This window comes from Rossellomorea sp. y25 (assembly GCF_038049935.1).
Taxonomy (GTDB): domain Bacteria; phylum Bacillota; class Bacilli; order Bacillales; family Bacillaceae_B; genus Rossellomorea.
The window spans coordinates 3,616,930-3,630,161 of sequence record NZ_CP145886.1 but is presented as its reverse complement, the minus strand read 5'-3'; the positions used below and the strand labels follow the sequence as shown (position 1 = coordinate 3,630,161).

The 13,232-nt window shown below is 43.4% G+C and carries 12 protein-coding genes; 9 read left to right on the top strand and 3 right to left on the bottom strand.

All coding sequences use genetic code 11. The features are described 5' to 3' along the window. Positions 1–130: 130 nt before the first annotated feature. Positions 131–1,750, top strand: a complete 1,620-nt coding sequence (locus AAEM60_RS18280) for a polysaccharide biosynthesis protein (RefSeq protein WP_299739412.1) — start codon at positions 131–133, stop codon at positions 1,748–1,750. Positions 1,751–1,918: 168 nt separating this feature from the next. Here AAEM60_RS18280 and AAEM60_RS18275 read toward each other — a convergent pair whose 3' ends face one another. Next, positions 1,919–2,173 carry a hypothetical protein gene (locus AAEM60_RS18275; protein WP_299739410.1) on the bottom strand — a complete coding sequence of 85 codons (255 nt, stop codon included), beginning with the start codon at positions 2,171–2,173 and terminating at the stop codon, positions 1,919–1,921. 126 nt (positions 2,174–2,299) lie between these two features. Here AAEM60_RS18275 and AAEM60_RS18270 point away from each other — a divergent pair, with 126 nt between their 5' ends. Beyond that, positions 2,300–3,019: a pseudouridine synthase gene (locus AAEM60_RS18270; protein WP_299739408.1), complete on the top strand. Its 720-nt coding sequence runs from the start codon at positions 2,300–2,302 to the stop codon at positions 3,017–3,019. Positions 3,020–3,895: 876 nt separating this feature from the next. On the opposite strand, the gene AAEM60_RS18265 is transcribed toward AAEM60_RS18270, so the two are convergent. Further along, positions 3,896–4,117 (bottom strand): DeoR family transcriptional regulator, encoded by a 222-nt coding sequence (locus AAEM60_RS18265; RefSeq protein WP_044340309.1) that lies wholly within the window; start codon positions 4,115–4,117, stop codon positions 3,896–3,898. A 563-nt stretch (positions 4,118–4,680) separates the two neighbouring features. Here AAEM60_RS18265 and pepV point away from each other — a divergent pair. The 3 genes from pepV to AAEM60_RS18250 are packed head-to-tail and all read left to right on the top strand — an operon-like array spanning position 4,681 to position 7,255. After that, positions 4,681–6,087, top strand: a complete 1,407-nt coding sequence (gene pepV, locus AAEM60_RS18260) for a dipeptidase PepV (protein ID WP_341356842.1) — start codon at positions 4,681–4,683, stop codon at positions 6,085–6,087. 21 nt (positions 6,088–6,108) lie between these two features. Then, positions 6,109–6,963 carry a D-amino-acid transaminase gene (gene dat / locus AAEM60_RS18255; RefSeq protein ID WP_299739401.1) on the top strand — a complete coding sequence of 285 codons (855 nt, stop codon included), beginning with the start codon at positions 6,109–6,111 and terminating at the stop codon, positions 6,961–6,963. 13 nt (positions 6,964–6,976) lie between these two features. Beyond that, positions 6,977–7,255, top strand: coding sequence for a hypothetical protein (locus tag AAEM60_RS18250; protein WP_299739399.1), 279 nt, complete (start codon positions 6,977–6,979; stop codon positions 7,253–7,255). 86 nt (positions 7,256–7,341) lie between these two features. Here AAEM60_RS18250 and cysK read toward each other — a convergent pair whose 3' ends face one another. Further along, on the bottom strand, positions 7,342–8,271 hold the full coding sequence (cysK, locus tag AAEM60_RS18245) for a cysteine synthase A (RefSeq protein WP_299739397.1): 930 nt from the start codon (positions 8,269–8,271) through the stop codon (positions 7,342–7,344). A 165-nt stretch (positions 8,272–8,436) separates the two neighbouring features. On the opposite strand from cysK, the gene thpR reads away from it, so the two are divergent. From thpR to pulA, 4 genes are read left to right on the top strand one after another with little or no spacing between them, the layout of a single operon-like run. Then, positions 8,437–8,997, top strand: a complete 561-nt coding sequence (gene thpR / locus AAEM60_RS18240) for an RNA 2',3'-cyclic phosphodiesterase (protein ID WP_299739395.1) — start codon at positions 8,437–8,439, stop codon at positions 8,995–8,997. A gap of 14 nt (positions 8,998–9,011) precedes the next feature. Then, entirely contained in the window at positions 9,012–9,980 is a 969-nt protein-coding gene (locus tag AAEM60_RS18235) for a nuclease-related domain-containing protein (RefSeq protein WP_341356841.1), read from the top strand. Continuing rightward, positions 9,977–10,930 (top strand): diacylglycerol kinase family protein, encoded by a 954-nt coding sequence (locus tag AAEM60_RS18230; RefSeq protein WP_341356840.1) that lies wholly within the window; start codon positions 9,977–9,979, stop codon positions 10,928–10,930. Before AAEM60_RS18235 ends, AAEM60_RS18230 begins: the two co-directional genes overlap by 4 nt. Further along, positions 10,924–13,068 carry a type I pullulanase gene (gene pulA / locus AAEM60_RS18225; RefSeq protein ID WP_299739389.1) on the top strand — a complete coding sequence of 715 codons (2,145 nt, stop codon included), beginning with the start codon at positions 10,924–10,926 and terminating at the stop codon, positions 13,066–13,068. The genes AAEM60_RS18230 and pulA overlap by 7 nt, the downstream gene beginning before the upstream one ends. Positions 13,069–13,232 lie beyond the last annotated feature (164 nt).

The window sequence follows — 13,232 nt, the reverse complement described above, 5'->3', positions numbered from 1 at the left end:
TTTAAATACAACATTCGAAAAAAATTGTCATTCGATTCGTACAGTAGTAAACTACTGATAGTGTGTAAATTTCAAGATGTATTTTATTTTGTTTGTTTAACGAGCAACAAGATATATAGAGAGGGATACTATGTCATCTAAATTAATAAGAGGAACGTTTATCTTAACGTTAGGGACCTTTATTTCGAAGTTTTTAGGTCTTTTTTATGTTATACCGTTTGATGATTTGTTAAAAGGTCATGAAGAGGGGGCATCCCTTTATCAATATGGGTATGTACCGTATACCATCTTTCTGACTGTAGCGACTGCAGGCGTGCCGCTGGCCGTATCAAAATTCGTTTCAAAATATAATGCCATAGGGGAATATGCCGTAGGGCGAAGGTTATTTAAATCAGGCCTGGTGTTGATGACGCTGACGGGGATTGTATCATTCCTCATTATGTATGCATTTGCACCGGTTTTTGCTGAAATGACGATTAAAAGTGATGAGCAGGTTATTTCCGTTGCACAGGTGACAACGGTCATACGCGCAGTAAGCTTTGCACTGATCATCATTCCGTTTATGAGCTTGATTCGGGGATTCTTCCAGGGGCACCAATCCATGGGCCCGACGGCGGTTTCCCAGGTGATAGAACAGATTGTCCGTATCGTGTTCTTACTCGGCGGGATATATGTTGTATTGAACATTCTGAATGGATCAGTGACGACCGCCATCGCCGTAGCCACATTTGCTGCATTTGTCGGGGGGCTGGCAAGTCTCGGGGCATTGATTTGGTATTGGTTTAAACGAAAGCCTCATTTAGATGAGCTATTAGAGGAAGATCGCGGTCAAGAAGAGATTTCATTACGATCGATGTACAAAGAAATCATCGCCTATTCGATTCCGTTTATTTTTGTGGGGCTCGCCAATCCATTGTTTCAACTGGTTGATCAGATTACATTTAATACAGCGATGGCGGATATAGGGAACGCAAAAATCTCCGACCATGCCTTCGCCGTATTAAACTTCTATACTCATAAGCTGGTTATCATCCCGGTGTCATTGGCAACCGCCTTTTCTATGACGCTGATCCCGTTAATTACGACCTCTTATACAAGCGGCGACCGGAAAACGATGCGTAGAAATATTGACCAAACCTTTCAAATTCTATTGTTTTTAACAGTGCCTGCTGCTTTGGGAATTGCACTTTTAGCTGAACCGACGTATACGATGTTCTATCATAGCGATGCGTTAGGAACTTCTATTTTGAGATCCTATGCACCTGTTGCGATTCTCTTTGCTTTATTTGCTGTTACGGCAGCCATTCTTCAAGGAATCGATGAGCAGAAATTTACGATTTTCAGCTTGCTGGTCGGCTTGCTTCTCAAGCTTGTCCTGAACATACCATTGATTCGCTTATTTGAAACTCAAGGTGCAGTCATTGCCACTGTGATAGGGTATGCGGTAGCGATTTTAATCAATTTATATATCATCAAGAAATATGCAAGATATCAATTCCGACTGATTTTGAGAAGAACAATGTTCATTGGAGCACTGAATGCCATAATGGCAGTGGTGGTATTGGTGCTATACGGTGTACTGGTCCAATTCCTTAATCCGGAATCCGGATTCCAATCGATTATTCTCGTTGCTGTCTGTGGCGGAGTGGGAGCACTCGTATACTTCTACTTAAGCTTAAGAAGTAAATTGGCAGATCGATTATTCGGAGATAAAGTGGCGAGAATTCGCAGCAAACTTCGCATAGGGTAAAGGGAAAAGGGATGATACATGCCGATCATCCCTTTTTTTATTGAGCTTAGCAGGTTAGAAATGGAGAGGGAGGGTTGATTTGCCCTCGTTTTTAAAGAGTCTTTTTCGAGATTTACGCGTCGTTTTCATGATTTATGCACCGTTAATCAATAATGTGAAATGCGAACGCTAATTATTGTAATATCCAAGCTGTCTTTCAAGTCGCTCTACTTTTCTTTCTAAGCGGTCGACTCTACGGTCCAGACGCTCATATTGTCTCTCCAGTCGGTCTAACCGGGCGTTGACGCCGCCACCATAACCTTGACCAGGAAAACCTGGATATCCTTGACCGCCACCTCCAGGGAGTGGAATAGGAATTAATAATCCGCCTGAACCCTGTTGTCGATATGGATACATATGCTTCACCTCAATTATTTTTTTCATATTTGCTTACCTTTAGTAGCCTATGTTAAGAATAGAAACATGAATGGGTAGGTGCCCATGGACTGGTCAAATCATTAATAAAATCAACATTGAAGACGAACTCAACAAAAACGGAGCGTGATTAATTTGAGAATAGATAAAATGCTTGCCAATATGGGTTACGGCAGCCGGAAAGAAGTAAAGAAATTATTAAAGGATGGCGGACTTCAGGTCAATGGAGAGGTCATTAAGGATGGAAAGGTACATATCAATACGGAGAAGGATACGGTGATGTTGTATGGAGAACAGGTTGAGTATCGTGAATACATCTACCTTCTCATGAATAAGCCACCTGGAGTCATCTCAGCAACTGAAGATGGACAGGATGAAACCGTCATTGATTTACTTCAATTGGAAGATCAGATATTCAATCCATTTCCTGTTGGAAGACTCGATAAGGATACAGAAGGATTCCTTCTCATTACGAATGACGGTCAATTATCTCACCAGCTCCTTTCTCCGAAGCGTCATGTACCGAAAACGTATTTTGCCGTGATTGACGGGGAAGTGACAGAAAAGGACGTGGAAGCCTTTAAAAGTGGAGTCACATTGGATGATGGCTATAAAACGAAGCCGGGGGATTTAACGATCTTAAAATCGGGTTTAACTTCAGATATTGAATTGACGATTACAGAAGGGAAATTCCATCAGGTGAAGAGGATGTTTGAAAGTGTCGGCAAGCGCGTGATCTATCTGAAGCGTTTAACGATGGGACCACTCGAGCTTGATCAAGACCTGGAGCTTGGGGAGTACCGTGAGCTGACAGAAGAGGAAGTAACCCTTCTTAAGGAATATAAGCCGGAATAAAAAACGGGGCAGCACCATTCGGTAAAGGTGCTGCCCCGTTTCTTTGTTTAAAAAGTCATTTTAGTCCGCTATTCTCGTCTTATGCTTGTCGCCTCTGGGCGAAGCCCTTCCGCTTTTCTATGTGTCCAGCTCCGGCGGCTAGTCCCTCGAGGTCATAAGTCAAGAACACCAAAAAGGCAAAGGGCGCCTTTCCGGTGTTCTCGACTTATGCTTGTCGGGCCTGAACGAGCCGCCTCCGCATTTCTATGTGTCCAACTCCGGCGGCTAGTCCCTCGAGGTCATAAGTCAAGAACACCAAAAAGGCAAAGGGCGCCTTTCCGGTGTTCTCGACTTATGCTTGTCGGGCCTGAACGAGCCGCCTCCGCATTTCTATGTGTCCAACTCCGGCGGCTAGTCCCTCGAGGTCATAAGTCAAGAACACCAAAAAGGCAAAGGGCGCCTTTCCGGTGTTCTCGACTTATGCTTGTCGGGCCTGAACGAGCCGCCTCCGCATTTCTATGTGTCCAACTCCGGCGGCTAGTCCCTCGAGGTCATAAGTCAAGAACACCAAAAAGGCAAAGGGCGCCTTTCCGGTGTTCTCAACTTATGCTTGTCGGGCCTGAACGAGCCGCCTCCGCATTTCTATGTGTCCAGCTCCGGCGGCTAGTCCCTCGAGGTCATAAGTCAAGAACACCAAAAAGGCAAAGGGCGCCTTTCCGGTGTTCTCGACTTATGCTTGTCGGGCCTGAACGAGCCGCCTCCGCATTTCTATGTGTCCAGCTCCGGCGGCTAGAGGCTCGAGGTCATAAGCTAAACCTGCCAAAAAGGCAAAAAGCGCCTTTCCGGCAGGTTCATCTTATGCTTGTCGCCTCTGAGCGAGCCGCCTCCGCATTTCTATTAAGAAGTCATCTTCACTTTCTTCTCCGTAGTTGTCCATTGACCGCGACTTGGGCTTTGCACCAAGTCATTGTAAGCTAACACGTTGAGATCTCTTTGTATGGTGCGAGGAGTAATGCCAAATTCGTCTACAAGATCTTGAGTTGTTACAGTACCTTTCTGTTTAATGTACATGTATACAGCTTTGATTCTAGTTAGCATACGATTGGTTGAAGGTTTCAAAGAACCACTCCCTCATCATTTTTCCAAAGGCAAAGACTACATGCGTCATTTGTGCACCTCACGTGCTACCATATGTACTATGCGCTTTAGACAACCCCTTTTCTACATATAAAGTTTACTCATAAGATGTCAGACAATTACATTGTAACCCTAATCCGACAAAATTTCTAGAATATTGTCCAAATTTACAAACAATTTACGTAGTAACTCATGGTTGTATTCCTAGAATATGAATAAAATGCTAAATATATGTATTTTTTATCTTATAAAGCTCTTTTTGTATAGATTATTTCTATCTCACAGAAGAAAGGAAGTTGTCGATTTGCGCTAGAGGATGAGTGTAGGAACAAAACGTGGACCGTTCCTTTCCGCTGGAGGCACAAGATTCCCCGGCCGAACGCTAGCTGCAAGCGAAGCGGTTCCCCTCACCATCCAGCACACATTGATTGACAGAGCCCTGCACTTCCAGGGGTGATTCAGCAAAATTCTCTCTGTTTGGATTTCCCCATGAAACAGTATAAAATGATAGGAGAAGTAAATACATATAGAGCAGGTGGAAACGAATGAGTATCAATTGGACAAATGAAGTGGAGAAGCGGAAGGACGATTTGCTTAAGGATCTGCAACATTTCCTGCAAATTAAAAGTGTGTTGGATGAAGAGAATGCGACAGAGGAAGCACCGCTGGGAAAAGGCGTGAAAGAAGCGCTGGACTATCTGTTAACCCTTGGTGAGAAAGACGGTTTCACCCCTAAGAATGTGGATCATCTTGCAGGGCATTTAGAATTTGGGGAAGGAAATGACCTTCTCGGCATCCTTTGTCATGTGGATGTTGTGCCGGAAGGGGATGGATGGAGTGTCGATCCTTATGGCGGTGAGATAAAAGACGGTAAGATTTTCGCCCGTGGAGCGATCGACGACAAAGGTCCTACAATGGCTGCTTACTATGCCATGAAAATCGTAAAAGATCTTGATCCCACCTTTAATAAGCGAATCCGCATGATCATTGGGACAGATGAGGAAAGTGACTGGAGATGTGTAGAGCACTATTTCAAAAAAGAAGAAATGCCTACAATGGGATTTGCTCCTGATGCCGATTTCCCGATCATTCATGCAGAAAAAGGGATTGCCGACTATGATTTAGTTCAAACAGAACCAGCGGATGCGTCCCAATCAGGCATCAAAGTCCTGTCCTTCGAGTCCGGCCGCCGCTACAACATGGTTCCTGACTATGCAAAGGCAGTCCTTCTAGTGGACGAGGACCATACAAAATGGGTTCAAAACTTTGAAATTTTCACAAAGGAAGAAAACATCAAAGGTAACTATTACATCGAAAACGGCGAGCTTGTTTTTGAAGTCGAAGGTGTTTCTTCACATGGAATGGAGCCTGACAACGGGAAGAATGCGGGTCTCTACTTAGCCGCATTCTTATCACAGCTGCCACTATCTTCTAAAGGAAAAGAATTCTTTGAGTTCACGACCAAGCATTTCTTTAAAGATTCAAGAGGGATTCAACTCGGTGTAAGCTACCGTGACGATATTACGGGAGATTTAACGATCAACGTAGGGAAACTGCGCTATTCAGATGCTGATGGTGGACGATTAGGATTAAACATGCGTTATCCGGTTACGTTTGAGATGGAAAAAGGAAAGGCAATCATCGAGAACATAGAAGGCTATTCAATTGAGAACTTCTCAGATAGTAAACCTCATCATGTGTCGAAAGACGATGAACTCGTTCAAACGCTGAAAAAGGTATATGAGGATCAAACCGGTGAGAGAGGCGAGTTATTAAGCATCGGTGGAGGGACTTACGCCAGAAGCTTAGAGGCAGGCGTAGCATTTGGAGCTTTATTCCCGGGCCGTGAAGATATTGCTCATCAGAAGGATGAATATATGTATATAGAGGATCTCCTGAAAGCAACGGCTATTTACGCACAGGCTATCTATGAATTAGCCTGTGAATCTTAAGAGAGACAAGGGGAGAGCAGAATGAACACAGTATTTGTAAATGGGGAAGTCATCGATCGTGCCGATGCGAAGATTGATATTGAGGATCGGGGTTATCAATTCGGGGATGGAATCTATGAAGTGATTCGCGTATACGGCGGAAACACGTTCACGATGAAGGAGCATATGGAGCGACTTTATCAAAGTGCTGAAAAGATGAAGCTGTCCATTCCGTATTCGGAAGAAGAACTGACGGCACATCTTCTGGAGCTTATCGATTCCAATCAAGTGAAAGACGGGATTGTTTATGTGCAAGTGACCCGCGGTGTATCTTCCCGTCAGCACCATTTTCCTTCAAAAGATGTAATGGGAAGCGTCGTTGCTTATACCAAAGATTTTCCTGTTCCTCTTCACCAGATGGAGCAAGGTGTAACAGCTAAGCTGGTCGAAGATATCAGGTGGCTGAGATGTGATATTAAGAGCTTGAATCTTCTCGGAAACCTCCTGGCAAAAGAAGAAGCTGCTTCCGAGGGGCATTTCGAAGCCATTTTGCATCGAGGGGATACTGTGACGGAAGGCTCCTCTTCTAATGCATTCATGGTGAAAGATGGAGTCATCTACACACATCCCGCTACAAACCTGATACTCAATGGTATTACTAGAAGAGTCATTGAAGATTTATGCAGAAGAAATAATATCTCTTTTCAAGAAGAGACGTTTCTTGTCCATGATCTTCTCGAAGCGGATGAAGTATTCATCGCAAGTACGACTTCAGAAGTCATGCCCGTCATTAAGATCGATCAACAGGTGGTCGGGAATGGGAAACCCGGTACTGTAACGAAAAAGCTGCAGGCACTCTTTAGTGAAAGAAAAAGGGAACAAAGCCCGGTAAAATAGTTGGAGGCTTTAAATGAGATTGATTTGTTCACAACCATTTATGAAGACCGAACGTAGAATAGAAGACAACCGGCAATTCACCGTAGAGACAGAGGAGCATCTTTATTTATACAGTGATCGAATCGAGACTCCTACGAAAAGCTTCACCATCAAGGACGTGATGGATGTGACAAGCAAACCATTGTCAGCTTTCTATACTTTTTTGTATCTGCACACGATTGAAGGAGTGTGGACGTTTGTTGTTAAGTCATCTCCTGAACATTTCATTACGCAGTATCATAAGGTTAAATGAACATAAGGAAGAGGCTGCGCCGTTATGGGCGCAGCCTCTTTTGGTTATCGTCCGGATCGAGAAGTAAGTCGAAGCGCTTTTGTATATTAAAATCTGAACAGGTCGCTTGATAGATATCTTTCTCCTGTATCGCAGGCAATGCACACGACTACATCTTCCGGTGATAATTTCTTCGCCACTTCAATGGCTGCATAACAAGCGGCTCCTGATGAAGGTCCTACCAGAATTCCTTCTTCACTTGCCATTCTACGGGCGATATCGTAGGCTTGCTCGTCTTCGATTTTATGAATTTCATCATACACTTCCGTATTTAAAATATCTGGAACAAACCCGGGACTCGTCCCGACTAATTTATGCTTCCCTGGCTTTCCTCCAGAAAGAACCGGGGATCCTGCCGGCTCCACCACATGAACGGCAAGATCCGGGTAGTGCTCTTTTAACACTTCACCTGTCCCTGTAATCGTGCCGCCCGTTCCGGCAGTCGCAACAAATGCAGATAAGGGCTTGCCGATTTCTTTCATGGCTTCGACAATCTCGAGAGCAGTCGTTTCCCTGTGGGCATTTGGGTTCGCATCGTTTTCAAACTGCATCGGCATGAAGCTGTTTGGAATTTGCTCTGTTAATTCTTTCGCTTTTTCAATAGCACCCGGCATTTTGTCATCTCCAGGTGTTAAGACTACTTCAGCTCCATATGCTTTTAACAGATTAATACGCTCTTGAGTCATCGTATCGGGCATCACCAGGATTGCGCGATATCCCCTTGCGGCTGCATTCATGGCAAGGCCGATGCCGGTGTTTCCACTCGTCGGCTCTATAATGGTCGATCCTGCCTTCAATAAGCCTTCCTTCTCTGCTTCAACGATCATTTGAAAGGCAGCACGGTCCTTCACACTTTTACTCGGATTATAGAATTCTAATTTAACATACACATCCGCCCCGTCAGCAGGATTGAGGCGATTCAATTTGACTAGTGGAGTGTCCCCGATCAATTCAGCAATATTTTGTACAACTTTCATGTTCAACTTCCTTTCAGAAAACGTTCTTCTTCTATCGTACTAATTCATATAAATCTTATCAAATAAATGCGCTTTGTATTTCATTTTTATTGCATTTCCTCCTATTCATTCTCTCTCATGACACATTTTGCTAAAATGGTAGTAATAAATGAAAGGACGAGTGATATGTTGAAAGCTCACTATTTCTTTGCACTTTCCCTGTCTCAGGAAACGAAACGCCATATTCATAAATGGACGCAGCCAATGAAGGATGAGGATTCCTTTCAGCGCTGGGTGCACCCGCAGGATTATCACATCACATTAGCCTTCTTAGGAAATGCGGATGAACTTCAACCCGTGATCCATAAAGTAGGGGCTCTGGAGTGTTCTGCCTTCCCTTTAACCCTGGATTACTTCGGGATCTTTGGCAAAAGTGATTCACCCAGAATACTTTGGATGGGTGTTCAGCCATCAGAAGCATTACAACGGGTTCGGGACCGTATGTATGATGCGTGTGAAGAAGCGGGCTTTCAATTAGATAAGAGACCTTTTTCTCCACATATCACAGTAGGGCGGAAGTGGAATAAAGACTTCCCTTTTACTCCCGAATGGTTAAATGCGTTTCAGCCGACTGATACCCACTCCTTCACAGCAGGAGAAATTGTGTTATATCAAACCCACTTAGATAGACTGCCAAAGTATGAAGCCATTTACACCAAATCATTACAGGCATATCGACCGTCATGAAAGGATAGATTCATATGGCACAACTGATTAAACTCCAAGATTACGTTTCCAGGTACGAAACGGATTTATATAAATATCCTTCCCAATTTGTCCGATTAAAAAAGCAGCAATGGGAAAAAATGAAACAACATTGGGAAAACGGCGCTCTTCCTCCCGTTCCACCCATCATGAAGGATGAAGTGCCAGAGGAGGAAGGGAACTCCATGAAGGAGAAGCTCTTTTCACTCTTTAAAAAGAAAGGAGCTCAAGAAGAGGAGCAGTCAAGTTCTATTCAACTGAATGATGACGAAATTGAAATCGAAATGGATTCACATCAAGATATCTCTACAGAGGAAGAATTAAAGGTTTCCTTCCTGGACCTTTTATTTGATTTTCAGTTGAGATGGGCAAGCTCCACGATTATGGAGAAATCCTATGTAGACAACAGCTATCATTATGACGAACGCTTGCGCTACCTGCTTCAGCGCTTTCCAGATAACATATTCGTGATGTACAACCCGGTACTAAGAATTAAACAAGCACCTGTAGAGCTCGAAACCATTTTGATCACTCCGACAGGAATATGGTGCCTAACCTTTCTTGAATTTGAGGAAGGAACCGCCTATATCGGATCTGGAGAACGATTTTGGCTGAAAAAATGGGGAGATGTCGAGACGAAGGTATTAAACCCTCTTATCGGTCTAAGGAGAATGGAGAGTATACTCCATCAGATCATTCAATATGAAGGAGTGGAGCTCCCTATTTATAAAGGTGTGATAAGCAGGAATGGATACATAGATTACCCACAGGCTCCAGTGGGCATCCAGTTTCTGGATAAACGGTATCACAACGAATGGTTCCAACAGCAGCGTTCAAGCTCTTCTCCAATCAAGAGTGTGCAGCTAAAAGCGGCACAAGCCATCATGGAGTATTCCGAAACCACTTCTTTCAGAAGGCTTCAGTGGGAAGAACAGACGGTTGGTTCAGATGAGAATCAACAATGAAAACGATTTTTATCGTGAACCCTTCTGCAAAGAACCATCATTCCTTAACTTCATGGAATCAATTTAGTCAAACAATCGACATTCCATATGAAATGTTTGTGACAGAGCACCCCGGGGACGTAAAGAGCATTGTCGCAAGTAAGGTCAACGAATCTCCTGACGAATTGCTCTTGGTCGTGGGAGTCGGTGGAGATGGCACCATGAACTCTGTGGTCAGTGGAACAATCGGTTTTGACAAGGTCGTTATAGGGTATATTCCATCAGGAAGCGGTAATGATTTTGCAAGAGGCTATAATTGGCCTAACAATCAAAAACAAGCATATACCTTAATAAAGCAGGGATTAAAAAAAGAGGATATCGTGCTTTTGGATTCTGGTCAATATTCCATGAGCAGCGGACCAAATGGGCATTTTGTGAATAATATAGGAATAGGCTTTGATGCGCAAATTGCCCGGATGGCAAATCGTTCTCCCTTTAAAAAGTGGTTGAACAAATGGTCCCTTGGGCAGTTGATCTATCCTATCCTTCTTTGTAAGGAAGCGTTTACGTTTAAACCTTTTTCTCTTTCGATAAGGGTCGATGGAAAAGAACAACGGTTCCACAAGGTATGGTTTGTGACGATTTCGAATCAGCCTTTTTTTGGCGGAGGGATGAAAATCGCCCCACAGGCCTGTCCTCAAGATGGCTACATCGATATGACTCTCGTCCACGGTTTATCCAGGTGGAAATTACTCTTGGTCTTTCTATCCGTCTTCTTCGGAAAACATACGGCTTTCAAAGAAGTCAGCACGCGTACGGGAAAGATGATTACGGTTCGATCGAGTCAGGATGTACCTGTTCACGCAGACGGAGATACTATTGAAGAACTGAAGAAGGCTGATGAATTGAAGGTGAATGTTCTTCCATTAAGTTGGAAAATGTTAAACAGAAGTGGGTGGCAGAAGTGTTAGTCATTAGCAGGCATTACGATGCGTTTTTAGATATGTTCAATACGATTACTATGATTCTTCCATACGATTATCATGAAGGTCATTCAAGTCACTTCACCCTGATAAAGGGAAGTGAAAAAATAGCTCTTCACATTGAAGAAAAGATTCCCCTCAATGATGCCATGAAATATGTCACGACAATCCAAGGCGAAAAGGTTATTTTAGGGAAAACGTATGAAGTGGTGGATGAGCATAACACAAAGACAGACCTACAGATCGGGGCGGTCATTAGAACCGAGGAATTTGATCAACGCTATTATTACGATGGGGATGACCTTGGTGTTACATACCAAGAAGGGTGCACCGTATTTAAAGTATGGGCTCCCACGTCAACAGAGGTAAGATTAAAGCTGAAATCCCCTGATGATGAAGAAATCCAGTATCCATTCGCGAGAGTCGAGAACGGCGTATGGGAATGTAAGGTGAATACCAATGTAGATGGGTATTATTATACGATTCTTACGTGCATCAATTTAGTATGGGATGAATCGATCGATCCATACGCTAAATCCGTTTCCTACGATAGTGAGTGGGGATGTGTTGTAAATCTGGGTAAAGGTGAGGCTCTTTCCTCCCTTCCACCATTATCATCTCCGACGGATGCAGTCATTTATGAGTTGAACATTCGCGATTTCTCAGCTCAAAAAGAAAGCGGCATGAAATATAGAGGAAAGTATCGTGCTTTTACAGAAAAAGGGACTTCCACTCCAAGTGGATTCAGCAGTGGAATTCAGTACCTGAAGGAGCTGGGGATCACCCATGTTGAACTGCTTCCTGTAAATGATTTCGATGGGGTGACCGATCACCCTGCCGATAAAAACTACAATTGGGGATATAATCCTTTGTTTTTTAACGCACCTGAAGGAAGCTACAGCTTAAAGCCTGAAGATCCATATGAACGAATCAATGAACTGAAAAGCGTGATTCGAAGCCTTCATGAAGAAAATATCAGGGTCATACTGGATGTGGTGTACAACCATGTTTTCATTCGGGAGGATTCGTCTTTTGAAAAGCTCGTACCCGGATATTTCTTCCGTCATGATGAAAATGGCTTACCGTCAAACGGGACCGGAGTGGGAAATGACTTTGCTTCCGAACGCCTGATGGCCAGGAAATTCATCGTTGATTCGATTCTTTATTGGATAGAAGAATACGGTGTCGACGGCTTCCGTTTTGATCTAATGGGAATTCTTGATATTAAGACAATGGCCACAATCCGTGAAGAAGTGGAGAAGGTTTTGCCAGGAGCCATTTTAATAGGAGAAGGTTGGGACCTGAATACGCCTCTGCCCCCCCATCAAAAAGCTAACCTGCGTAACGCCCATCAACTTCAAGGTATCGGTCAATTCAATGATTGGTTCCGGGACACGATTAAAGGAAGTACCTTTAACTTATATGACAAAGGATTTGCCCTCGGTCACGGTCATTTGGAACAAAAAGTGGAACTCGTCCTGACTGGAAGTGTCGGGATGAAAAATGGAGAAAGAGGACTCTTTAAAGAGCCGACTCAATCGGTCAACTATGTGGAATCCCATGATAACCACACCCTTTGGGATAAAATGAAGGCTTGTTTAAATGAAGAAGAAGGAACCCTTATGGATCGCCATAAATTGTCAACTACGATGGTGTTGTTATCACAAGGAATCCCTTTTCTTCATGCAGGACAGGAATTCTTCAGAACGAAAAACGGCATTGAGAATAGCTACAATTCTCCAGTGGAAATCAATCAATTAGACTGGGTCAGAAGAGAAGAATATGATGAGGTTGTCCAATATGTTAAAGCGCTGATTCAAATCCGTAAAAGTCACGGCGCCTTCCGTTTTCAGAAGAGCGGGTTGATCAGGGAGCATGTAGAAGTCTCCCATAGCATTGAAAATCTTGTCGTCGTTCACTATCGGAATGTACACCCGTATGGTCCGTGGAATGAGATCTTCATGGTCTTCCATTCAGATACGAAAAAATGTGACTATTCTCTTCCAGAAGGAAAAGATTGGATTTGTTTATCAGATGGTAATCGGGCAAATGTAAACGGTCTTTATGAGGTAGAGAAGCCGACCATAACCCTTGAACCCGTCTCTTCCTATGTATTTGTAAGGTAACAGTTCATTCCAGTGCTTGACGAAAACGCAAGATGACGATAAAATCTTAAACAGATGGCTATTGATTGTATTGCCCAATAGCTGTCTTTTTTATTTTATAAGACTTTTTTTGACAGTAAATAAATGAATTTAATAATATCGTAAAGAACATATAAACATGACAA